9 protein-coding genes are annotated in these 24,870 nt (G+C 71.9%); all 9 read left to right on the plus strand.

The window, feature by feature from the left end; genetic code table 11:
- Positions 1-26: 26 nt before the first annotated feature.
- The 9 genes from ACWGJ5_RS40660 to ACWGJ5_RS40700 all read left to right on the plus strand — a co-directional run bounded on the left by ACWGJ5_RS40660 (position 27) and on the right by ACWGJ5_RS40700 (position 24,858).
- The gene (locus ACWGJ5_RS40660; RefSeq protein ID WP_453314643.1) at positions 27-7,820 is read left to right on the plus strand and encodes an amino acid adenylation domain-containing protein; all 7,794 of its coding nucleotides are present in this window, start codon (positions 27-29) and stop codon (positions 7,818-7,820) included.
- Positions 7,817-15,589, plus strand: coding sequence for an amino acid adenylation domain-containing protein (locus ACWGJ5_RS40665; protein WP_453314644.1), 7,773 nt, complete (start codon positions 7,817-7,819; stop codon positions 15,587-15,589). Before ACWGJ5_RS40660 ends, ACWGJ5_RS40665 begins: the two co-directional genes overlap by 4 nt.
- A 4-nt stretch (positions 15,590-15,593) precedes the next feature.
- Complete coding sequence (locus ACWGJ5_RS40670) at positions 15,594-19,481, plus strand: non-ribosomal peptide synthetase (RefSeq protein WP_453314645.1); 3,888 nt, start codon at positions 15,594-15,596, stop codon at positions 19,479-19,481.
- A 70-nt stretch (positions 19,482-19,551) separates the two neighbouring features.
- On the plus strand, positions 19,552-20,286 hold the full coding sequence (locus ACWGJ5_RS40675; protein WP_453314646.1) for a thioesterase II family protein: 735 nt from the start codon (positions 19,552-19,554) through the stop codon (positions 20,284-20,286).
- 100 nt (positions 20,287-20,386) lie between these two features.
- Positions 20,387-21,361 (plus strand): ATP-binding cassette domain-containing protein, encoded by a 975-nt coding sequence (locus tag ACWGJ5_RS40680; RefSeq protein WP_453314647.1) that lies wholly within the window; start codon positions 20,387-20,389, stop codon positions 21,359-21,361.
- Positions 21,358-22,122, plus strand: coding sequence for an ABC transporter permease (locus ACWGJ5_RS40685; protein WP_453314648.1), 765 nt, complete (start codon positions 21,358-21,360; stop codon positions 22,120-22,122). Before ACWGJ5_RS40680 ends, ACWGJ5_RS40685 begins: the two co-directional genes overlap by 4 nt.
- A gap of 494 nt (positions 22,123-22,616) precedes the next feature.
- Positions 22,617-22,877, plus strand: a complete 261-nt coding sequence (locus ACWGJ5_RS40690) for an acyl carrier protein (protein ID WP_228626036.1) — start codon at positions 22,617-22,619, stop codon at positions 22,875-22,877.
- Entirely contained in the window at positions 22,874-24,124 is a 1,251-nt protein-coding gene (locus ACWGJ5_RS40695; protein WP_453314649.1) for a cytochrome P450, read from the plus strand. The genes ACWGJ5_RS40690 and ACWGJ5_RS40695 overlap by 4 nt, the downstream gene beginning before the upstream one ends.
- A complete protein-coding gene (locus ACWGJ5_RS40700; RefSeq protein WP_453314650.1) occupies positions 24,121-24,858 on the plus strand; it encodes a thioesterase II family protein in 738 nt (245 codons plus the stop codon). The genes ACWGJ5_RS40695 and ACWGJ5_RS40700 overlap by 4 nt, the downstream gene beginning before the upstream one ends.
- The last annotated feature ends 12 nt before the right edge of the window (positions 24,859-24,870 follow it).

Genomic DNA, 24,870 nt, shown 5'->3' on the forward strand with positions numbered 1-24,870 from the left:
ACCTGGTTTGCCGATTTGGAGACACAATGATCCCGTTGTCGTTCGCGCAGCGTCGGCTGTGGTTCGTGGACCGGTTCGAAGGCCCGTCGCCCACCTACAACGGCGCTTTCGCCCTGCGGCTGACCGGTGAGCTGAACGCAGGGGCGCTCGAGGCGGCGCTCCGCGACGTCATCGACCGGCACGAAGTCCTCCGCACGGTGATCGTCGAGGGCGACGACGGAGTCCCGCACCAGCAGGTGCTGCCGTCCGGGGAGCAGCCGTTCGCCCTGCCGCTCGTCGAGGTCGCGGGGGAGGCCGAGCGGGCGGCGGCGGTCGACGAGGTGGCCACCGCGACCTTCGACCTGGCCGCCGATGCGCCGATCCGCGCCAGGCTGGTGCGGTCCGGACCGCGCGAGCACACCCTCGTCGTCGTGGCGCACCACATCGCCGTGGACGGGGAGTCCTTCGGGCCGCTGTTCCGCGACCTCACCACGGCCTACGCGGCCCGCACCGAGGGCGGGGCGCCGGCGTGGGAGCCGCTCCCGGTGCAGTACGCGGACTACACGCTGTGGCAGCGGGACGTGCTCGGTGACGAGTCCGATCCGGACAGCACGGCGGCCCGGCAACTGGCGTACTGGCGCGAGGCCCTGGCCGATCTGCCGCAGCCGCTGGCCCTGCCGACGGACCGCCCGCGTCCGAGGGTGATGAACCCCGCCGGCGACCGGATCCCGTTCTCCGTCGGCGCCGACCTCCTCGGGGCCGTGGAGAGGCTGGCCACGGAAGCCGACACCACGGTGTCGATGGTCATGCACTCGGCGCTCGCGGTGCTCCTGCACCACCTCGGGTGCGGTGACGACGTGTCCATCGGCGCGCCGATCACGGACCGCACCGACGAGGAACTCCGGGACCTCGTCGGGTTCTTCGTCAACACCTGGGTGCTGCGCGTCGACCTCTCCGGGAACCCGACCTTCCGCCGGTTGCTCCAGCGGGTGCGGGACCGGTCCCTGGCCGCGTACGACAACCAGGACATGCCGTTCGAGCGGCTGGTGGAACTGCTCAACCCGGACCGGTCCACCGCCTACAACCCGTTCTTCCAGGTCATGCTCTCCTGGCAGCCGCCCGTGCCGCCGATGGAACTTCCCGGCCTCGCCGTCCGGGCCGAGCGGCTCGAGACCCAGACGGCCAAGTTCGACCTGTTCTTCGACCTGATCCCGAACGGCTCCGGCGGGGCGAACTGCCGTCTGGAGTACGCCGCCAGCCTGTTCGACCGGGACACGGCCGAGGGCATCGCGCACCGGTTCGTCCGCGTGCTGGGCCTGCTCGCGGCCGACTCGGAGCGCGCGATCGGCACCGTCGACGTGCTCGACGAGGCCGAGCGGGAGCGGCTGCTCACCGAGTTCAACGGCACCGCCGCGGCGGTGCCCGAGCTGACGGTCCCGGAGCTGTTCGAGGCCCAGGTGGCCAGGACGCCCGACGCCCCGGCGCTCGTGTGCGACGACCGGACACTGACCTACCGGGAGCTGGACGACCGGGCGAACGGCGTCGCCTGGGAGCTCATCCGGCGCGGTGCCGGGCCGGAGGACCTGGTGGCCCTCGCGCTGCCGCGCACCGAGGACCTGGTGGCCGGCCTGCTCGGGATCCTCAAGTCCGGTGCCGGATACGTGCCGTTGGACCCGCAGTACCTCAGCGGGCGGGCGGAGAGCGTGCTGTCCGAAGCGGCTCCGCGGTTCGCGGTCACCGACACCGCGACGTGGCAGGAGCTGCCGCAGGGCGACATGTCGTGCGTCAACCTCGACCGGCGCGCGGACTGGGACACGCCCGCGGGGGCGCCGGACAACGCCGGCCGGATCGCGCCGCTGAGCCCGGACAACCTGGCGTACGTGATGTACACCTCCGGCTCCACGGGCAAGCCGAAGGGCGCGACGATCACCCACCGGGGTGTCGTCAACGGCGTGCGCGAGCTGGCGCGCGTCCTCGACGCGCCGTCCGGGTGGAAGATGCTGGCCGGCACCTCGGTGAACTTCGACGTCTCGGTCTTCGAGCTGCTGACCACCCTGACCACCGGCGGCACGGCCGAGGTCGTGGCGAACGCGCTGGCGCTCGGCGAGCGGGAGCGCTGGGACGGCCACGTGATCAGCGGTGTTCCCTCGGTGCTCGGGGAACTGGTGGGCCACCTGGAGAAGGCGCCCGACGTGCGCACGGTCGTGTTCGCCGGCGACGTGCTCCCGGGCCGGCTGGTGCGGCAGGTGCGCGAGGCCCTGCCCGGCGTGCGGATCGTCAACTCCTACGGACAGAGCGAGAGTTTCTACGCCACCACGTTCTCCCTCACGGCGTCCGAGGAGTGGGCGGACAGCGACGTGGCCCCCATCGGCACCCCCCTCGGGAACATGCGTGCCTATGTCCTCGGCCCGGGACTCACCCCGGTGCCGCAGGGCGTGATCGGTGAGCTGTACGTGGTCGGGACCTGCCTGGGCCGCGGCTACCACGGCCGCCCGGGCCTGACCGCCGAGCGCTATGTGCCGAACCCGTTCGGTCCCGCCGGCGAGCGGATGTACCGCACGGGCGACCTGGCCCGCTGGAACGCGCAGGGGCAGCTGGAGTGCGTCGGCCGTGGAGACGGCCAGGTGAAGGTCCGCGGCTTCCGCATCGAGACGGCCGAGGTCGAGGCCGCGATCACCGCGCACCCCGGCATCAGTGAGGCCGTGGTGATCAGCCGGGAGGTGCCCTCGGGCGGGCGGCGGCTCGTCGCCTACGTGGTGCACACCGGCGAGGGAGCCGTCGGTGACGACGGCGCCGGCGGTATCGGCGACGTGGATGTGCAGTCCGGCGCCTCCGCCGCCGAACTGCGCAAGTTCGTCGCGGCACGGCTGCCCGACTACATGGTGCCGTCGGCCTTCGTGGCCCTCGGCCGGCTCCCGCTCGGACCGACCGGCAAGCTGGACCGCAAGGCGCTGCCCGAACCGGAGTTCCTCGGCGAGACCTACCGGGAGCCGCGCACCGAGGCCGAGAAGATCATCGCTGCGGCGTACGCGGACGTGCTCGGTGTGGAGCGGGTCGGTGTCGACGACGACTTCTTCGCGGTGGGCGGCGACAGCCTGCGCTCCATCCAGGTCGTGGCGCGGGCCCGTGCCCGGGGCCTGGAGCTCAGCACGCGGGAGATCTTCGAGTGCCGCACGGCGGCCCGCCTCGCCGAGGTGGCCTCCGACCGCCAGGGCCGGGTGCCCGTGCTCGCCGAGCTCGAGGGCGGCGGCGTCGGCCCGATGCCGCTGCAGCCGGTGGCGCGGCAGGTGTTCGAGCACGGCGGCGGGACGAACCGTTTCGCCATGTCGATCGTCCTCGAACTGCCCACGGGCATCGACGCGAACGGTCTCGCCGCGACGCTGGACGTCGTGCTCGACCGGCACGACCTCCTGCGCGCGCAGCTGGTGCGCGGCGACGAGCCCTGCCTCGTCGTGCGCCCAGCGGGCACCGTGCGGGCCGCGGACCTGATCCACCGGGTCGACTGCGACGGGCGGTGGGACGAGCCGTCCTCGCTTCAGTCGGCCAGGGCCGAGCTGGACGCCTCGGTCGGCCGGCTCGACCCGGAAGCCGGGACCATGGCGGACTTCGTCTGGTTCGCCGCACCGTCGGGTGCGGGCAGGCTGCTCGTGGTGCTGCACCACCTGGCGGTGGACGGCGTCTCCTGGCGGATCCTCATGTCCGACCTCGCCGAGGCGTGGCAGCAGGTCCGCGCCGGCCGGACGCCCGAGCTGCCCGAGGTCGGCACATCGGCCCGCCGCTGGGCTTCGGCGCTCCAGGACGAGGCGCTGTCCCCGCAGCGGGAGGAAGAACTGACGTACTGGCGCGACCTGCTGGAGGCACCGAACCCCCCGCTGGGCACGCGCGCGTTCGACCCGGCCGTGGACGTGTGGTCCACGCTCGACACCGTGCGGGCGCAGCTGCCCGCCGAGGTCACCGAGGCCGTGCTGACCAAGCTGCCCGCGGCGTTCAAGGGCACCGGGACCGACGTGCTGCTCGCCGCGCTCGCCCTGGCGGTGAACCGGTGGCGCGGTGAAGACCGCTCGACCCTGGTCCGCCTCGAGGGACACGGCCGCGAGGAGGAGGTCGTGCCCGGGGCCGACCTCTCCCGGACCGTCGGCTGGTTCACCACCATGTACCCGGCCCGGGTCGATGTGCAGGGGGTGGACCTCGCCGACGTACTGGCGGGCGGCCCGGCGGCCGGTAAGGCGATCAAGCTGGTCAAGGAGCAGCTGCGCGGGGTCCCCGACAAGGGCCTCGGCTACGGCCTGCTGCGCTACCTGAACCCGGAGACCGCCGAGCAGCTCGCCGAGTACCCGGCGCCGCAGATCGGCTTCAACTACCTCGGCCGGATCTCCGACGCCGACGTTCCCGAGCACCTGCGCGCGCACGGGTGGGGGCCGGCGTCCTGGTCCGCCGAGCTGATCGCGACGCCCGACCCGGACCTGCCCGCGCTGTCCGCGCTCGAGGTCAACTCGGTCGTCACGGACACCGCCGACGGCACCCAGCTGCAGGCGGCCTTCATGTTCCCCACCGGGGTGCTGTCCCGCGAGCGGGCCGCCGAACTGGCCGAGCTGTGGGTCGAGGTGCTGCACGGCATGGCCGCGTACGCCGCACGCCCGCAGATCGGCGGGCTCACGCCCTCCGACGCCCCGCTGGTCTCGGTGCGCCAGGACGAGATCGAGGCCTGGGAGGAGCGCTACGGCCGGCTGGTCGAGGTGTGGCCGCAGGCCCCGGGGCAGTCCGGCATCCAGTTCCAGGCGGCGCTCGCCGACGGCACCTTCGACGTCTACCACATGCAGTTCGTGCTGCACCTGTCCGGGCACGTGGACCCCGAGCGCATGCGGGCGGCCGGGCAGGCGCTGCTCCAGCGGTACCCGAACCTGCGCTCCGCGTTCCTCACCGCTGCCGACGGCGATCCGGTGCAGGTCGTGGCGGAGCACGTCACCCTGCCCTGGCGGCACCTCGACCTGACCGGACGGAGCGAAGCCGAGCAGGACGCGGCGCTCGACGCGGCCCTCGCCGACGACCGGGCCGACCAACTCGACCCCACCCGGCCGCCGTTGCTCCGCCTGGCCCTGCTCACCTGCGGGCCCGAGCAGGCGAAGCTGATCATCACGGCGCATCACACCCTCTTCGACGGCTGGTCGTCGCCGCTGGTGATCACGGATCTGATCCGCCTGTACGCCGATACCCGTGAGCTTGCTCCGGTCCGCTCCTACGGCGACTACCTGGCCTGGCTGTCCCGGCAGGACCGGGACGCGTCGGCGGCCCGGTGGAAGGCCGAACTCGAAGGATTCGACCAGCCGACCCTCGTGGCCGCGGGCCTTACCGCCGAGGGGGAGGCGACCGCGCTCGGACGGGTCGAGGTACCGCTGTCGATCGACAAGGGACGGGAACTCGCCCGGCGGGCCGCGGAACTCGGGGTCACGCTGAACACGCTCCTGCAGGGCGCCTGGGCGATCCTGATCTCGAAGCTGACCGGGCAGCAGGACGTGGTGTTCGGCGCCGCCGTCAACGGCCGCCCGGCGGACCTGACCGGCTCGGACGAGATGGTCGGCCTGTTCATCAACTCCCTGCCGACCAGGGCCATGTGCCGATCGGACCAGAGCCTGGCCGATGTCATCACCGACCTGCAGAACCGGCAGATCAGCCTGCTCGACCACCACTACTACGGCCTCGCCGACATCCAGCGCGGTGTCGGGCTGCCCTCCCTGTTCGACACGATCGTGGTGTTCGAGAACTACCCGATCGACCGGGAGGGCATCGTCGACGCGAACGCCTCGGCCGGGTTCACGATCGACGCCATCCGGCCGTTCGCGGGCTCGCACTACCCGCTCACCCTCAACTCCTCCGACCCCTACCTGCGGCTCTCCCTCGACTACCAGAGGAACCTCTACGACCGCGCCTCGGCCGAGGTGGTCGCCGCGCGGCTCGTCCGGGTGCTGGAGCAGGTGCTTCAGGACCCGTCGGTGCCGGTGGGCGCCGTGGACGTGCTGGGCGAGGACGAGCGGGACCGGCTGGTGCGCCGGGTCAACGACACGGCGCACCCGGTGGCCGCGGACACCCTGCCGGCCGCGTTCGAGGCCCAGGTGGAGCGTGACCCCGACCGGGTGGCGCTGATCGGTGAGCAGGAGACGCTGACCTACGGGGAGTTCAACCGGCGCGCGAACCGGCTGGCGCACTGGCTGGTGGAGCAGGGCGCCGGTCCCGAGCGGCTGGTCGCGGTGAAGATCCCCCGCTCCGTCGACCTGCTCGTGGCGCTCTACGCGGTGGTGAAGGCCGGTGCGGCCTATGTGCCGGTGGACCCGGAACTGCCCGAGGACCGGGTGCGGCACGTGCTCGACAGCGCGAAGCCGCTGCTGGTCCTCGACGAGAACCTTCCGGACGTCTCCGCGTACCCGGAGACCGACCCGCAGCGTGAGCTGTCCCCGGACAACGCCGCGTACGTCATCTTCACCTCCGGTTCCACGGGCGGCCCGAAGGGCGTGCAGGTCGCGCACCGGTCGATCATGAACCGGTTGAAGTGGGGTCTGGCGCACTTCGGCGCCGGGGCCGAGGACCGGGTGCTGCTCAGCACGACGGCGAGCTTCGACGTGTCGGTGCCGGAGCTGTTCGCGCCGCTCCAGGTCGGGGCCGCCGTGGTCATCGCGCGTCCGGACGGGCGCCGGGACCCGGCCTACCTCGCCGACCTGATCCAGCGCGAGCGGGTGACCGGCGCCGACTTCGTACCCTCCCTGCTCGAGGCGTTCGTCGCCGAGCCGGCGGCCAAGGAGTGCACCAGCCTGCGCTGGATCGAGGTCGCGGGCGAGGCCTTCCCGCCCGCACTGGCCAACAAGGCCGTCGGCGCGCTGCCGGACTGCGGGGTGCACAACCTCTACGGGCCCACCGAGGCATCGGTCGAGGTCACGGCGTGGCAGCACGTGCCGGGTGCGGACCGGGTGCCGATCGGCGCACCGATCTGGAACACCCAGGTGTACGTGCTGGACGCGGCGCTGCGCCCGGTCGCGCCCGGGGTCGCCGGCGAGCTGTACCTGGCCGGTACCGGGCTCGCCCGGGGCTACCTCGGACAGACCGGGCTGACCGCGAGCCGGTTCGTGGCCTGCCCCTTCGGCGAGCCGGGGGCCCGGATGTACCGCACCGGTGACCTGGTGCGGTGGAACACGGACGGCCAGGTCGAGTACATCGGCCGGACCGACTTCCAGGTCAAGGTGCGCGGCTTCCGCATCGAACTCGGCGAGATCGAAGGGGCGCTGACCGCGCACCCGGACGTCGACAGTGCGGTGGCCGTGGTGCGCGAGGACCGCGCCGACGACCAGCGGCTGGTCGCGTACGTGGTGCCGGTCAAGGGCACGGACCCGGCCGGACTGGACCTCACGGCCCTGACGGGCCAGGTCCGCGAGCACCTGCCGGAGTACATGGTCCCCTCGGCGATCGTGCCGCTCGCCGAGTTCCCCATGACCCCGAGCGGAAAGCTCGACCGCAAGGCGCTCCCCGCACCGGACTACACCGAGGCCGAGACCGGACGAGGGCCGCGCAACCACACCGAGGAAGTCCTCTGCCGGCTGTTCGCCGAGCTGCTCGGGCTGACGGAGGTCGGCATCGACCTCGACTTCTTCAGCCGCGGCGGGCATTCGCTGCTGGCCACCCGGCTGGTCGGCCGTATCCGCAACGAGCTGAACGCCGACGTGAAGGTCACGACCGTGTTCCGTAATCCGACCGTCGCCCAGCTGGCGGCTCAGGTCGAGGAACTGGCCACGTCGAACCGCCCCCGGCTGCGTCCCCGGCTGGGCCAGATGACCGTTGAGGAGACGCGTCGATGATCCCTCTGTCCTTCGCCCAGCGGCGGCTGTGGTTCCTGCACCGTCTGGAAGGCCCGTCCGCGACCTACAACATCCCGTTCGTGCTGCGCCTGGACGGGCCGCTGGACACGGCGGCCCTGGCCGCGGCGGTCACGGATGTCGTCACCCGGCACGAGAGCCTGCGCACCCTGGTCGTCGAGAACGCCGACGGCACGCCGGAGCAGCGGATCCTGCCTCCCGAGGAGGCGGCCCCGCTGTTCCGGGTGACCGACGTGGCCGCGGACGCGGTGGACGCCGCCCTGCAGGAGGCCGCGTGCGAGGGCTTCGACCTGGACACGGAGCTCCCCCTGCGGACCACCGTGCTCCGCGTCGGCCCCGAGGAGCACGTACTGGTGTTCGTGTTCCACCACATCGCCGCGGACGGCGCGTCGATGGCGCCGTTCCTGCGGGATCTGCTGTCGGCGTACTCGGCTCGCCACAGCGGGCGGACCCCGGACCGGCCGCCGCTTCCGGTGCAGTACAAGGACTACACGTTGTGGCAGCGCCAGCTGCTGGGCGACGAGGAGGACCCGGAGAGCATCGCCGCGGACCAGCTGGAGTACTGGCGGGGAGAACTGGCCGGGGTGCCGCAGCCGGTGCAGCTGCCGCTGGACAGGCCGCGGCCGACGGCGGCCGGCCACGACGGCGGCCATGTCGACTTCGAGCTGGACGCGGACCTGCTCGCCGGGATCGGGAAGCTGGCCGCGGAGCGCGGCGGCACGGCGCCGATGGTCGCGCAGGCCGTCCTCGCGGTGCTCCTGCACCACGTCGGCGCCGGCAACGACCTGACGATCGGCAGCCCGATCGAGGGGCGCGCCGATGAGCAACTCGACGATCTGATCGGGTTCTTCGCCAACACCTGGGTGCTGCGCGTCGACCTGTCCGGCAACCCGTCGTTCGGCGAGCTGCTGGAGCAGGTGCGCGACCGGGCCCTGGCCGCGTACGACAACCAGGACGTCCCGTTCGAGCGCCTGGTGGAGCTGCTCGGTCCGGAGCGCACGACCTCCTACCAGCCGCTGTTCCAGGTGATGCTGGCCTGGCAGTTCGAGTGGTCGCAGATCGAGATACCGGGTCTGCGGGTCACCCCCGTCCCGGCGGGCACCGGTACCGCGAAGTTCGACCTGTTCTTCAACATCGTCCCGGCCCCGTCCGGCGGTGCGTACGGCCGGCTGGAGTACGCGACGGAACTGTTCGACCACGCCACGGCCGAGAGCCTCGTCGACCGCTATGTGCGCGTGCTGCGGCAGGTGGTCGCCGATCCCGGGACGCGGCTCGGCGGGGTGGACGTGCTCACCGGGGCCGAGCGCGACCGGCTGGCACAGCTGAACGACACGACGGCGCCGGTGCACGCAGCGACGGTGCCGGAGCTGGTCGCCGCCCAGGTGGCGAAGACACCGGACGCGACGGCGGTGGTGTCCGGGCAGACCGAGCTGTCGTACCGGGAGTTGGACGCCCGCGCCGACCGGCTGGCCGCGGTCCTGCGGGAGCGCGGTGTCGGGCCGGACGTCCTGGTCGCCGTGGCCCTGCCGCGCTCGGCGGACCTGGTGGTCGCGCTGCTCGCGGTGCTCAAGGCCGGCGGGGCCTACCTGCCGATCGACCCCGACTACCCGGCCGCGCGCGTCGACCTCCTGCTCGACACGGCCGAACCCGCGCTGGTCCTGACCGACTACGCGGCGGCGTCGACCGTGGCCAAGTGCCCGCTGCCGGTGCTTCACCTCAACGACCTGTGCCTCGACGGCGGCCGTGCCGTCGAAGCCCCCAACGTGCGGATCGGCCCGGACAACCTGGCCTACGTGATGTTCACCTCGGGCTCGACCGGGACACCCAAGGGTGTCGCCGTCACGCATGCCGGCGTGGTCAACGGCGTGCGGGATCTGCGGCGGATCGCGCACGTCGGGGCGGGGTCCCGGATGCTCGCCGCGACCTCGGTGAACTTCGACGTCTCCGTGTTCGAGATCTTCACCGCGCTCACCGCCGGAGCGAGCGTCGAGATCGTCCGTGACGTACTCGAACTCGCGGAGCGCGGCAGCTGGACCGGCACCACCATCAGCGCCGTGCCCGCGGTGTTCTCCGCGCTGCTCGACCAGCTCGCCACCGACGGCGCGAGCGGCCTCGAACTCGACGTGGAAACGGTCGTCTTCGCCGGTGAGGCCCTCTCGGCCGATCTGGTCCGCAAGGTGCAGCAGGCCCTGCCCGACGTCCGCGTCATCAACGCCTACGGACAGACCGAGAGCTTCTACGCCACCACGTTCACGCTCCCGCGGCAGCCGGCCGGCACCGGAGCGATACCGGTCGGACGGCCACTGGCCAACATGCACGCCTACATCCTGGGGCCGGAGCTGACGCCGGTCCCGCCCGGTGTGATCGGCGAACTCTACGTCGGCGGCCTGCTCGCCCGCGGATACCACCGAAACGGCCCGGTCACCGCGGACCGGTTCGTCGCCAGCCCCTTCGGTCCCGCCGGCGCGCGCATGTACCGCACCGGTGACCTGGCCCAGTGGGACGAGAACGGCCAACTGAAGTACGCCGGACGAGCCGACACCCAGGTCAAGGTGAACGGCATCCGGGTCGAGCCGACCGAGATCGAGACGGTCCTCGCCCGGCATCCCGCGATCGGCCAGGCGGCGGTCACGGTGCGCGAGGACCACACCGGCACCAAGCGCCTCGTCGGCTATGTGGCACCGGCGGGCACCACGGACGGCGAGGCCGGCCCGGACGCCCGTGTCTCGGCGGCGGACCTGCGGCGGTTCGTGGCCGAGCGGCTGCCGGACTACATGGTCCCCGCCGTCTTCGTGGTGCTGGACCGGCTGCCGCTCAACGCGAACGGCAAGCTGGACCGGGCCGCGCTGCCCGAGCCGGAGTTCTCCGGCGCCGCCTACCGGGCGCCGCGCAGCGAGGCGGAGCGGATCCTGGCCGAGGTCTACGCCGACGTGCTCGACGCCGGACGGGTGGGCATCGACGACGACTTCTTCACCAGCGGCGGGGACAGCATCCGGTCGATCCAGGTCGTCGCGCGGGCCAAGACGCGCGGCGTCGTGGTCAGCACGCGGGAGATCTTCGAGCACCGCACGGTCGCCCGGCTCGCGGAACTGGTCGAGGGCCGGGAGGAAGAGGAGCGCGTCACCCTGGCCGAGCTGCCGGGCGGCGGCGTGGGCTGGGCCCCGCTGCCGCCGACGGCGGCCCACGTCCTCGCGCTCGGCGGCGGCATCGGCCGGTTCTGCATGTCCGCCATGCTGACCCTGCCCGCGGACATCGACCGTACGGGTCTGCTCGCGACGCTGCAGGCCGTACTGGACCGGCACGACGTGCTGCGCTCCCGGCTCGACCGGGCGCAGCCGGGCCTGCGGATGGAGCCGGCCGGCCGGGTGGACGCCGGCGCCCTGGTGCGGGAAGTCCCCTACGGCGGCGCCGACGTGCAGGCCGAGCTGGACGCGGCCGCGGACCGGCTGGACCCGGACACGGGCGTCATGGCGCAGTTCGTGTGGTTCACCTCCGGCACGGACACGGACCGGCTGCTGATCGTGTTGCATCACCTGGTCGTCGACGGGGTGTCCTGGCGGATCCTGCTGCCGGACCTGGTGTCCGCCTGGCAGCGCGTCCGCGACGGTCACACCCCGGCACAGCCGGCCGTGGGCACCTCGCTGCGCCGGTGGACCCACGCCCTGGCCGACGAGGCGGCCACCCCCGAGCGGGTGGCCGAACTGCCCGTCTGGCAGGAGATCCTGCGCGCCGAAGAGCCGGTGCTGGGCGCGCGGGAGCTGGACCCCGCGCGCGATGTCACGGCCACCGTGGACACGGTGCGCGTCCAGGTGCCGGCGGACGTCACGCAGACCCTGCTGACCACGGTGCCCGCGGTGTTCCGCGGCGGTGTCGACGACGGGCTGCTGGCCGGACTGGCCCTGGCCCTCGCCCGCTGGCGCCGGACGCGGGGTGTTTCCGCGTCCCAGGCGCTGGTGCGGCTGGAGGGACACGGCCGGGAGGAGCACCTGGTGCCCGGCGCGGACCTGTCGGGCACGATCGGCTGGTTCACCGCGATGTACCCGGTGCGGCTGGACCTGGCGGGCATCGACGTGGCCGACGCGTTCGCCGGCGGCGCGGCCGCCGGACGGGCCGTCAAGGCCGTCAAGGAACAGCTGCGGGCGGTCCCGGACAACGGCATGGGCTACGGCCTGCTGCGCCACCTCAACGAGGAGACCGCCGCCGAGCTGGCCGGACAGCGCGCACCGCAGATCGGGTTCAACTACCTGGGCCGCTCCTCCGGCGCGGACATTCCCGAGGACCTGCGGGGCCTGGGCTGGGCACCGGACACCACGCACGGGGACCTGATCGCCGCGCCCGACGCGGACATGCCGGTGCTGTCGGCGCTGGAGATCAACGCGGTGGCCGCCGGTGACGAGCTGACCGCCTACTTCGGTTTCCCGGCCGGGGTGCTCTCCCGTGCCGAGGTGACCGAGCTGGCCGGGCTGTGGGTCGAGGCGCTGACCGCCCTGGCCCGGCACGCCACGACCCCGGACGCCGGCGGGCTCACCCCGAGCGACGCGCCCCTGGTCGAGGTGCGCCAGGACGAGATCGACGCCTGGGAGGCCCGGTTCGGCAAGCTGGCCAAGGTGTGGCCGACGACACCGGTGCAGTCCGGGATGCTGTTCCACACGGCGCTGGCCGGCTCCTCCTTCGACGCCTACCACATGCAGCTGGTGTTCCACCTGTCCGGCGACGTCGACCCGGAGCGGATGCACCGGGCCGCGCAGGCACTGCTGGGGCGTCATGCCAGCCTCCGTGCGGCGTTCGTCGACCGGGCGGACGGCGATGCGGTGCAGGCGGTGCCGGAGACGGTGTCCCTGCCCTGGCAGTACCTCGACCTGACCACCTTCGGCGGGGCGGAGCGGACCGAGGAGTTCGAGCGGTTCCTCGCCGAGGACCGGGCCGCCCACTTCGACGTGGCCACCCCGCCGCTGATCCGGATGGCACTCGTCCACCTCGAGCACGGCCGCGCCGAACTCGTGATGACCGCCCACCACGTGCTGATCGACGGCTGGTCCATGCCCCTGCTGATGCAGGACCTGCTGCTGCTCTACGCGTCCGGCGGCGACCCGGCCGGCCTGCCCGCGAGCCGCGACTTCGGCGAGTTCCTGACCTGGCGCGCCCGGCAGGACGAGAAGGAGTCCGCACGGGTCTGGGGGGCCGAGCTCGACGGCGTCGAGGAGCCGACCCTGCTCGCTCCCGGCTCCGAAGACGCGGGCGAGGGCGTCGCCCAGGTCGACATCACGCTCCCGGTCGACGAGGCCCGGGCACTCAGCCGGCGTGCCACCGAGCTGGGCGTCACCATCAACACCCTGGTCCAGGGCGCCTGGGCGCTGCTGCTCGGCCAGCTCACCGGCCGCCAGGACGTGGTGTTCGGCGCGACCGTCTCCGGGCGCCCGCCCGCCGTGACGGACGTCGACTCGATGGTCGGGATGTTCATCAACACCCTTCCCGTACGCGTCGCGTACGCGCCCGGCGACACCCTCGCCGAGGTCCTCACCCGGCTCCAGAGCCGGCAGGCCGCTCTCCTGGACCACCACTACTACGGGCTCACGGAGATCCAGCAGTCCGTCGGCCTGAAGTCCCTCTTCGACACGCTGGTCGTCTTCGAGTCGTACCCGGTCGACGAGGAGGGCATCAGCGCCGCCTCCGACGCCGCGGACGGGATCGCCTTCACCGGCCTGCGCGCGTCCACGGCCACCAACTACCCGCTGACCCTGATGGCGGCAGCCGCCCCGCACCTTCAGCTCATCCTCCAGTACACGCAGGGTGTCTTCGACCGGGGCACGGTGGAGGTGTTCGCGGCCCGCCTCGTGCGCGTCCTGCGGCAGCTCGCGGCCACCCCCGAGGCGAAGGCCGCCGACGTCGACATCCTGGACCCGGCCGAACGCGACCGGCTGCTCACCGAGTTCAACGACACGACGGTGGCGACCCCGGACACCACCGTCGACGGGCTCGTCTCGGCACAGGCGGCGCGGACACCCGACGAGGTCGCCGTGGTCGCCGAGGGCGAGTCGCTCACCTACCGCGAGCTGGACGCCCGGGCGGGCCGCCTGGCGCGCGAACTGGCCGGGCGCGGAGTGGGCCCGGAGTCGGTGGTCGCGGTGTCGCTGCCGCGGTCGGCGGACCTGGTGGTCGCCCTGCTCGCGGTCCTGAAGGCGGGCGGCGCGTATCTGCCGGTCGACCCCAGGTACCCCAGCCGGCGCCTCACCGCCATCCTCGACGAGGCGCGGCCGCGCCTGGTCCTGACGGACTCCACCACGGTCGCGGCGCTGCCGGAGCACGCCGCCCCGGACGTCCTCCTCGACGCGCTCGACCTGTCCGGCGCCGACTCCGGCCCAGAACTGCCGGTCCACGCACAGCAGTTGGCGTACGTCATGTACACCTCCGGCTCCACGGGCAAGCCCAAGGGCGTCGCCATCACCCACGCAGGCGTGGTCAACGGCGTGCTTCGGCTCGCCGACCGCGTGGGGCTGGGGCCGGGCAAGCGGCTGCTGGCGGGCACATCGGTCAACTTCGACGTCTCGGTGTTCGAGATCTTCACGACCCTGGCCACCGGCGGCGTCGTCGAAGTGGTCCGGGACGTCCTGGTCCTGGGCGAGCGGAAGGGCTGGAGCGGCAGCGTCGTCTCCACCGTGCCCTCCGCCTTCGCCGAACTCGTCGACGAGATCTCCGGCCGCACCAGTGTGGAGACGGTCGTCTTCGCCGGCGAGGCGCTGCCCGCATCGCTCGTCGACAAGGTGCGGGCCGCCTTCCCCGGCGTACGGGTCGTCAACGCCTACGGACAGAGCGAGTCGTTCTACGCCACCACCTTCACCGTCTCCGACGGCACCCAGGGCTGGACGGGCAGCGCGCCCGTCGGCACCCCGCTCGGCAACATGCGGGCCTACGTCCTCGGCCCCGGCCTGGCACCGGTGCCGCCCGGCGCGGTCGGCGAGCTGTACGTCGGCGGGAACGTGGGCCGCGGCTACCACGGCCGCGCCGCACTGACCGCCGAGCGCTTCGTCGCCGACCCGTTCGGCCCGTCCGGCGCGCGCATGTACCGCACCGGCGACCTGGCCCGCTGGCACCCGGAGGGCCGGCTGGAGTACGTGGGCCGCGCGGACACGCAGGTCAAGGTGCGCGGCTTCCGCGTCGAGCCCGGCGAGGTCGAGGCCGCGCTCACCGCGCACCCCGGGGTCGCGCAGGCCGCCGTCCTCGCCTGCGACGGGCGCGGCAGCGGCACGGGCAAGCAGCTGGTCGCGTACGTCGTGCCCGCCGTCACCGGCGACGACGCGACGGCCGGCGACCGCGCCGGCCTGGAGACGAAGGAGCTGCACGGCTTCGTCTCGGAGCGGCTGCCGGACTTCATGGTGCCGGCCGCCTTCATGGTCCTCGACCGGCTGCCGCTCACCCCGAACGGCAAGCTGGACCGGGCCGCGCTGCCCGAGCCGGAGTTCACCGGCGCCGCCTACCGGGCGCCGCGCACTGCCCGCGAGGAGACCCTGGCCGGGCTGTTCGCCGAGGTGCTCGGCATGGACCGGGTCGGCATCGACGACGGCTTCTTCGAGCTGGGCGGGCACTCCCTGCTCGCCACCCGGCTGATCAGCCGCGCCCGCGCCGAGCTGGCGATCGAGATACCCATCCGCAAGATCTTCGACCTTCCCACGGTGGCCGCGCTCGCCGCCTGGTCGGAGCAGTCGGCAGCCCCCCGCCGCCCCAGTCTCCGCCAGATGATCGTCAAGGAGTGAAGCAATGATTCCGCTGTCATTCGCCCAACGCCGGATGTGGCTTCTGCACCAGCTGGAACAGGGGGCGGCGACCTACAACATCTCGGCGGCGTTCCGGCTGACCGGTGCCCTGGACCGGCACGCCCTCGGCGCGGCGGTCCACGACCTGGTCGACCGCCACGAGATCCTGCGCACCACGTACGCGACGGACGACGCCGGTGAGCCCTACTCGCGGCTCCTGCCGACGGCGGAGGCCGCGCCGGAACTGCGGGTGGCCGAGGTGGCGCCCGAAGACCTCACCGGCGCGATCGAGGAGGCCGTAGCGCACCAGTTCGACCTGTCGGCCGAACTTCCCCTGCGGGCAATCCTGTTGCGCTGCTCCCCCCAGGAGCACGTGCTGGTGATGGTCGTCCACCACATCGCCTCGGACGGCAGCTCCAGCGCGCCGATGATGCGGGACCTGATCCACGCCTACACCGCCCGCAAGGACGGCCGGGCACCGGAGTGGGAGCCGCTGCCCGTGCAGTACAAGGAGTACGCGCAGTGGCAGCGCGAGGTGCTCGGCGACGTCACCGATCCGGAGTCTCTCGCCGCGGCGCAGGTCGAGTACTGGCGCAAGGAACTGGGCGGGGTGCCGCAGCCGCTGACCCTGCCGTTCGACCGCCCGCGGCCCGCGGAGGCGAACTCGCACGGCGACACGATCCCCCTCGCGGTGCCGGCGGAAGTGGCGGCCAGGCTGCAGAAGCTCGCCGACGAGCGCGGGGCCAGCATGTCGATGGTCCTGCAGGCCGCGCTCGCGGTGCTGCTGCGCCAGCTCGGCGGCGGCGACGACCTGACGATCGGCAGCCCGATCGCCGGGCGGACCGACGAGGCGCTGGCCGATCTGATCGGGTTCTTCGTCAACACCCAGGTGCTGCGGGCCGACCTGTCCGGCAACCCGACGTTCACCGGCCTGCTCGCGCAGGTGCGGGACAAGGCGCTGACGGCCTACGAGTACCAGGACGTGCCCTTCGACCTGCTGGTCGAGGCCATCAACCCGGAACGCTCCGCCGCCTACCAGCCGCTGTTCCAGGTGATGTTCGCCTGGCAGAGCTACCAGAAGCCGGACCTCGACATCCCCGGCCTGAAGATGACGTTCGAGCAGGCCATCCCGTCGACCGCCATGGTCGACCTGTTCTTCAGCCTGACCGTGGACGAGTCGGGGGCGCTGCGGGGCGACCTGCAGTACGCGACCCAGCTGTTCGACCGCGACTCGGCCGAGGTGATCGCCGCCCGGCTCGCCCGGGTGCTGGAGCAGCTGGCCGCCGATCCGAGCGTGCGCGTCGGAGACGTCGACGTGCTGAGCGACCAGGAGCGGCAGCGGCTGCTGACGGAAGTGAACGCCGCCGGCAGCGACATTCCCGAGGTCACCCTGGTCGAGCTGTTCGAACGGCAGGCGGCGCAGCGGACGGACGCGGTCGCGGTGACCTGGGACGGCGCCTCGCTCACGTACGGGGAGCTGAACGCCCGGGCCAACCGGCTCGCACGGCACCTCGTCGCCCAGGGAGTGGGTCCCGAGTCCCTCGTCGGAGTCTGCCTGGACCGCTCGGCCGACCTGGTCGTCGCGCTGCTCGCGGTGCTCAAGGCGGGCGGTGCCTATCTGCCGATCGACCCCGACTCCCCGGCCGACCGCATCGCCTACATCGTCCAGGACGCCCAGCCGGTCCTACTGGTCACCACCAGCACCAACGGCACCGCACAGGGCCTGGACCACGACCTTCCGCTGGTCCACCTCGACCAGGCCGGGGCCTTCGCGGAGGAGACGGCCACCGACCTCACCGACGCCGAGCGCCGCGCCGCCCTGCGCCCCGACCACCCGGCGTACGTGATCTACACCTCCGGGTCGACCGGCCGCCCCAAGGGCGTGCTCATCCCGCACCGCAACGTGGTCGGGCTCTTCACCGCCGCCGAGGACTTCGCCTTCGGCGCGGACGACGTGTGGACCCTCTTCCACTCCTACGCCTTCGACTTCTCGGTGTGGGAGCTGTGGGGGCCGCTGCTGTACGGCGGCCGCCTGGTCGTGGTCCCCTACGACGTCTCCCGCTCCCCGGCCGACTTCCTGCAGCTGCTCGCCCGCGAGCAGGTCACCGTCCTCAACCAGACGCCCTCGGCCTTCTACCAGCTCGTCCAGGCCGACGCCGAGGCACCAGGCCAGGAACTGGCGCTGCGGTACGTGGTGTTCGGCGGCGAGGCCCTCGACCTGGGCCGCCTCGCGGACTGGTACGCGCGCCACGCCTCCGACGCGCCGGTGCTGGTGAACATGTACGGCATCACCGAGACCACCGTGCACGTCACCCGCATCGACCTGGACGAGCACTCCGCCGCCCGCTACAAGGCCAGCGTGATCGGCCCGGCCATCCCGGGTCTGCGCGCCTACGTCCTGGACACGAACCTCAAGCCGACGCCCACCGGCGTGACCGGGGAGCTGTATGTGGCGGGCTACGGCCAGGCACGCGGCTACCACGGCCGGCCGGGCCTGACCGCCGGACGGTTCGTCGCCTGCCCCTACGGCGAGCCGGGTGAGCGCATGTACCGCAGCGGCGACCTGGTCCGCTGGAGCAGGAACGGCCAGCTGGAGTACGTCGGGCGAGCCGACTCCCAGGTGAAGATCCGGGGCTTCCGCATCGAGCTGGGCGAGATCGAGCACGCGCTGGCCGGACACCCGGGCGTGGCGCAGGCGGTGGTCCTGGTGCGCGAGTACCAGGAGGGCGACAAGCGCATCGTCGGCTATGTGGTGCCCGAGCCCGACGCCACGGTCGATGCCGGTGAGCTGTCCGCGTACCTGCACGAGCGGCTGCCGGACTACATGGTGCCGTCCTCGCTGATCCCGCTGGCGGAGATCCCGCTGACCTCGAACGGCAAGCTCGACCGGCGCGCACTGCCCACGGAGGACACCACCGCCGTGGCCGGCCGGGAGCCGCGCAACGCCTACGAGGAGAAGCTGTGCGCCCTCTTCGGCGAGCTGCTCGGGCGGGACAACGTCGGTATCGACGACGGCTTCTTCGCGCTCGGCGGACACTCGCTGCTGGCCACCCGGCTCAGCGTCCGCATCCGCCAGCAGTTCGACATCGACATCCCCATCCGGACGATCATCAAGTACCCCACGGTGGCCGAGCTGGCCGCGCTGATGCTCGCCGGCGGCGTGCCCGCCGACGACGCCGACACGTTCGCGGTCGTACTGCCCCTGAACAGCGATCCCGGTACGGGCAAGCCGCCGGTGTGGTTCTTCCACGGAGGCGGCGGCCTGGGCTGGGCGTACTACAGCTTCGCGGCGCACCTGCAGGACCGGCCGGCCTACGCCCTGCAGTCCCGCGGCTCCGACGGCGTGGAACCGCTCGCGGGCTCCGCGCAGGAGATGATCGAGGACTACGTCACCCAGATCCTGAAGATCCAGCCGGAAGGGCCCTTCCACCTGATCGGCTGGTCCTACGGCGGCACGGTCGTGCAGGCCGTCGCGGACGCGCTCGACCGGCGCGGGCACGAGGTCTTGCTCGTGGCCGTCCTGGACGCCCAGCCCGGGGGACACGGGTTCCGGCAGGTCCATGCCGACAAGGAGTCGTCGGACTACCGGGCGGAGCTGGAGGACGACTTCGGCCAGTACATCCGCATGGGCAACCGGCAGGGCTTCCTGGACACCATGGCCAAGGTCATGGCCAACAACACGTCCCTCATGATCGACTTCGAGTCGCCGGTCTACCGCGGTGATGTGCTGTATTTCCACGCGGCGCTCGAGGACACGTCGTACGCGCACCTGTGGCGGCCGTACGTCGGCGGTTCCCTGGAGGTGCACGACCTGCACGCCACGCACCACGAGATGCACATGCCCGCACCCGTGACCCAGTTCTTCGAGGTCGTCGGCCCCAAGCTGGCGTAGCGACCGGACAGCTGTGTCCCGGAGCTGGTTCAACAAACGATCCAAGAGAAGATGATGGGGGTTGGTCAGGGTGACAGAACCCGGCGTATCCGCGGAGCACGGGGAACAGACCGCGCTGCTGTGCGTGCCGTTCGCGGGAGCGGGTCCCTCGTTCTTCCACCCGTGGCGGGAACTGGCCGCCGGCCGGTGGCGCGTGACCTCGGTCGAACTGCCCGGCAGGGAGCGGCGGATCCTGGAGACGCCGTACCGCAATGTCGTCGAGGCGGCCAAGGGCTCGATCGACGACGTCGTCGCGGACCTCGGTGCGGGGACGCGGACCGTGCTGTTCGGGCACAGCCTGGGCGCGGTGCTCGCCTACGAGCTGGTGCACCTGCTGAGCACGCGCGATGTGCACGTCGAGCGGCTCGTCGTCAGTGGTTCGCCGGGGCCGTGGACCCAGCGCGAGCGGCGGGCGGCGGGCCTGCCGGACGAGGAGTTCCTCGCCAGGGTCGAGGAGTTCGCCGGGTTCCGGCACGAGGCTCTCGACCACCCGGAGATGCGTGAACTGATCCTCCCCGTGCTGCAGGCCGACTGCGAGATGCACGAGAGCTACGTCCCGAGCACCGACGAACCGGTGTCGGTGCCGATCTGCTCGCTGCGCGGCGACCACGACGGGCTGGTCACCGCGGAGGAGGCCCGGCAGTGGCAGGCCGCGACCACGGCGGAATTCAGCTATGCGGAGTTCCCGGGCGACCACATGTACCTGGTCGACCACGGCCGCGAGGTGCTGGACGTGATCGAAGCGGAGTCCGCCCGCGGCCGCTGACAAGGCGCCGGCCACCGACCGGACACGCGGCTCTGACCAGCGTAGACGGGGTCGAGCGCCGTGACAGGGGGGTGACAGGCCCGGAGAGGAAAGTGGAAGCATGAGAAGTTCAGCGATTGCAGTTTCAGGGCTGCGCAAGGCATACGGCGACAAGGTCGTGCTCGACGGCGTCGACTTCGATGTCGCCGCGGGGTCGATCTTCTCCCTGCTCGGTCCGAACGGGGCCGGCAAGACGACGACGGTGAACATCCTGACGACGCTGATGAAGGCCGACGCCGGAACGCTGCGGGTCGCCGGGCACGATGTGGTGACCGCGACCAAGCAGGTGCGCGCGGCCATCGGCGTGACCGGCCAGTTCGCCGCGGTGGACGAGCTGCTGTCGGGCCGGGAGAACCTGCGCCTGGTGGCGGACCTGAAGCGCGTGCGCTCGGCCGGCCAGCTGGTCACGCAGCTGCTGGAGCGGTTCGACCTGGTGGACTCGGCGGACAAGATGGCCGGGACCTACTCCGGTGGTATGCGCCGCAAGCTGGACCTGGCCATGACGCTGGTCGGCGACCCGCAGGTCATCTTCCTGGACGAGCCGACGACGGGTCTCGACCCGCGCAGCCGGCGCACGATGTGGGAGATCGTCCGCGAGCTGGTGGCCGAGGGCACCACCATCTTCCTGACCACCCAGTACCTCGAGGAGGCCGACCAGCTGGCCGACCGGATCGCGGTGCTCAACCAGGGCCGCCTGGTCGCCCAGGGCACCCCCGAGGAGCTCAAGCGCCAGATCCCCGGCACCCACGCCCGGTTCCGCTTCGCCGACATCCACGACCTCGACACGGCGGCGCGGGTGCTGCCCGGGTCCACGCGGGACGACGAGGAGCTGACCCTGCGGGTGCCCAACGACGGCGAGTCGAGGTCGCTGCTGGCCCTGCTGAGCCGGCTCGACGAGAACGCCCTCAACGCCAAGGAGTTCTCGGTGCACACGCCGGACCTCGACGACGTCTTCCTCGCCCTGACCGACAACACGGCCACCGGCAGCACGAACACCGAGCACACGATCAAGGAGAAGGAGGCGGTCGCACCGTGAGCAGTGTCGCGACCTCGTTCGGCGACGCGGCGATCATGATGCGCCGCAACTACAAGCACACGACCCGGAATCCGGTCACCGTCTTCAACGCGGTCCTGTTCCCCATCGTGATGATGCTCATGTTCGTCTACGTGTTCGGCGGCGCCTTCAACGTCCACGGCAAGTACGTCGACTACGCCGTGCCGGGCCTGATCGTGATGGCCATCACGTACGGGCTGGGCCCGACCGCGGCGGCCGTGAACAGCGACATGACGACCGGCATCACCAACCGGTTCAAGGCCATGGACGTCTCGCACGGCGCCGTGCTGTTCGGTCACGTCGTCTCCACGACGCTGCGCGCCCTGATCGCCGACGCGGCCATCATCGGCGTCGGCTTCGCGATGGGCTTCCGTCCGCACGCGAACTTCCCGCAGTGGCTCGGCGTGATCGGCCTCATCCTGTTCCTCGGGTTCGCGACCAGCTGGCTCACGGTCGCCATGGGCCTGGGCGCGAAGACCGTGGAATCCGCGGGCATGGCCACCGTGCCGCTGATCATGCTGCCGTTCCTGAGCAGCGCGTTCGTCCCCGCGCACACGATGGGGGCCGGCGTGCGCCAGTTCGCCGAGTACCAGCCCTTCACCCCGATCATCGAGACGCTGCGCGGCCTGCTGTTCGGTACCACGCCGTCGACCGGCCACGTCATCGCCGCCGTCGCCTGGTGCACCGGGCTCACGGTCCTCGGCTATGTGTGGGCGATCGCCAACTTCAAGAAGCGGGTGTGACCTCGCCCCACCGCTCCTCACCCCCTCCCCGGCCGCCCGGCGAACTCCCCTTCGCCGTGGCGGCCCTGTGCGTTCCGCGCGCACTCGTCGCGGAGCCACAGCGTGTGGGGCAGGCGCCCGCGATCACCACATCCGTGTCCGTGCGGGTGTGCCCCACGTCGTTCCCCCTCATTCCACCGGGCCTCTAACGTCGTTAAACCGAGGCGCTGTCGAATTGCCCTGTTCCGCCGACGGGACGGAGGAAACACAGCACCTGCGGTGGCGTCAGCATGCGGGCTCGCAACCCGGACCGCCGGCGCAGCACGGGAGACCACCGAATCGGTGTGAATGGACGCGCATGCGCGCCACACTCAATTCGGCCATTCGAAGAATTTGTCTCGCCGGCGGGACAGCGCACAGGGCCCCGGTGGTCGTCATGGCGATGACGGTCCGGACACCGGACCGAAAAGGACGCGAGCGGGCACTCCCGGTCGGCGGAGGAAGGAAAGACTGGCATGGAACGACAAGCCGCGCCTTCGAGCGCGCCGGTTTCGCTCGGGCAGGAAATCGCGCAGCTGTGGGCGGAATACCTCGACTGTGAGATCGGTCCGGAGGACGACTTCTTCGCGCTCGGCGGCAATTCGCTGTCCGGCATCAAGATCATCGAGCGGGTGGCCCAGGACTACGGCGTCCAGCTGTCCGTGCGCGACTTCTACCTGGCGCAGACTCCGGCCCGGGTCGCCGAGCTGATCGAGCAGGGGAGGGCCGGGACGTGAGGCTGACGCCGGGTCCCGCGCGCGACATCGACCTCGACGGTGTCGACCTGTTCGACCTGGACCTGTACACCTCGGGCGATCCGCACCCGATCTGGGACGTGATGCGGGCGAAGGCGCCCCTGCACCACCAAGTCCTCCCGGACGGCCGGGAGTTCTGGTCGGTGACCCGCCACGAGGACGTCTGCCGCGTGCTCGGCGACCACCGGGAGTTCACCTCGGAGCGCGGCACGACACCCACCCACGTCGGGGTGGACGACCCCGCGGCGGGCAAGCTGCTGACGTCCACCGACCCGCCACGGCACACCGAGGTCCGCAGGCCGCTCGGCTCCAAGCTCACCGCCCGGGCGGTGAAGTCCTGGGAGGACTCGATCCGCGGGACGATCCAGCGCTTCCTCGAGCCGGCGCTCGACGGCGAGACCTTCGACCTGGCCGAGCGGGCGCTGCTCCTCCCGGCGATGGTCACGGGCCCGCTGCTCGGCATCCCGGAGAAGGACTGGGAAGAACTCGTCCAGCTGACCGCGATGGTGACGGCTCCCTCGGACCCGCACTTCATGGTGGGCCACGAGGCCGCGACCCTGGCCATCTCCCACCACGAGCTGGTCAACTACGTCACCGAGTGGGTCAAGCGGCGGCGGGCGGCCGGGGACGAGGACGACACCCTGCTCGCCCACCTCATGAGCGTCCGCGCGGGCGGCGCGCCGCTGACCGACGAGGAGATCGCCCTCGACGGCTACAGCATTCTCCTCGGCGCCAACGTGACGACGCCGCACACCGTCTCGGGCACGGTGCAGGCGCTCATCGAGCGGCCCGAGCAGTTCGAGAAGGCGCAGGCAGACCCGTCGCTGATCCCGGACCTGGTCGAGGAGGGGCTGCGCTGGACCTCGGCCGCGTGCAACTTCATGCGGTACGCGGTCGACGACGTCGAGATCGCCGGGGGCACGATCCCGGCCCGTGCGGCGGTCGTCGCGTGGATCGGGTCGGCCAACCGGGACGAGGCCCAGTTCACCGATCCGCACACGTTCGACATCACGCGGAGCAACGCCAAGCGCCACGTCGCGTTCGGGTTCGGGCCGCACTTCTGCATCGGTGCACCGCTGGCCCGGATGACCCTGCGCATCTTCTTCGAGGAACTGCTCCAGCAGTTCGGCTCGATCGAACTCGCCGGCGAACCGCAGCACCTGCGGTCGTACTTCATCGCCGGGATGACCCACCTGCCCGTCGTCGCCCAGAAACGAAAGACGCCATGACATCCGGCTCCACCACCGCCGCGTCGCCGTGGTTCGTCCGGCCGCCGTCCACCGGCCACCCCGCCCGGATCTTCTGCTTCCCCTTCTCCGGGTCCGGGGCGTCGGCCTTCAGCGGATGGCCGGCCGCGATCGGCGACGTCGAGGTCTGCCCGGTGCAGTTCCCCGGCCGCGAGAACCGGCTCGGCCATCCCCACTACGGCACCTACGAGAACCTCGCCGCGGACCTGGTCGAACCCCTGGCGCCGCTGCTCGACCGGCCGTTCGCGTTCTTCGCGCACTGCGCGGGCGCGCTGCCCGCGTACGAGACCGTGCTCAAGCTCGCCGAACTCGGCCTGCCCACACCGGACCGCCTCTTCGTGTCGGGCCAGCCGGCACCGCACGACGCCTCCCGCGACCGGATGCTCGGCATGACCGAGTCCGAACTGCGCGCGGAGGTGGAGTCGTTCATCCGCAGCCGGGGGATCGAGCCGCGGCCGGACATGCTCGACCTCGGCCTCATGGTGCTGCTGCGTGATCACGCGGCGGCGAATGCGTACCGGCGGGCGGAGCCGGTCGCGGTGGACTGCCCCATCGTCGTACTGCACTGGCGCGACGACCCGGACGTGAGCCTCGCCGACCTGCAGGGGTGGCGCCGGTACGCGGACTCGGTCGAATTCCGGGTGGTCGACGGCGGCCACTACGACTTCATGAACGCGCCGGACGAGCTGCGGAAGCTGCTGACCCGTTGGCTGTGAGCGCAGTGCAGC

The sequence above is a fragment of the Streptomyces sp. NPDC054783 genome (assembly GCF_053611725.1).

Coding starts and splice junctions, on each gene's coding strand:
- ACWGJ5_RS40700 (WP_453314650.1), top strand. CDS start 24,121: ATGACATCCGGCTCCACCACCGCCGCGTCGCCGTGGTTCGTCCGGCCG.
- ACWGJ5_RS40660 (WP_453314643.1), top strand. CDS start 27: ATGATCCCGTTGTCGTTCGCGCAGCGTCGGCTGTGGTTCGTGGACCGG.
- ACWGJ5_RS40680 (WP_453314647.1), top strand. CDS start 20,387: ATGAGAAGTTCAGCGATTGCAGTTTCAGGGCTGCGCAAGGCATACGGC.
- ACWGJ5_RS40665 (WP_453314644.1), top strand. CDS start 7,817: ATGATCCCTCTGTCCTTCGCCCAGCGGCGGCTGTGGTTCCTGCACCGT.
- ACWGJ5_RS40670 (WP_453314645.1), top strand. CDS start 15,594: ATGATTCCGCTGTCATTCGCCCAACGCCGGATGTGGCTTCTGCACCAG.
- ACWGJ5_RS40690 (WP_228626036.1), top strand. CDS start 22,617: ATGGAACGACAAGCCGCGCCTTCGAGCGCGCCGGTTTCGCTCGGGCAG.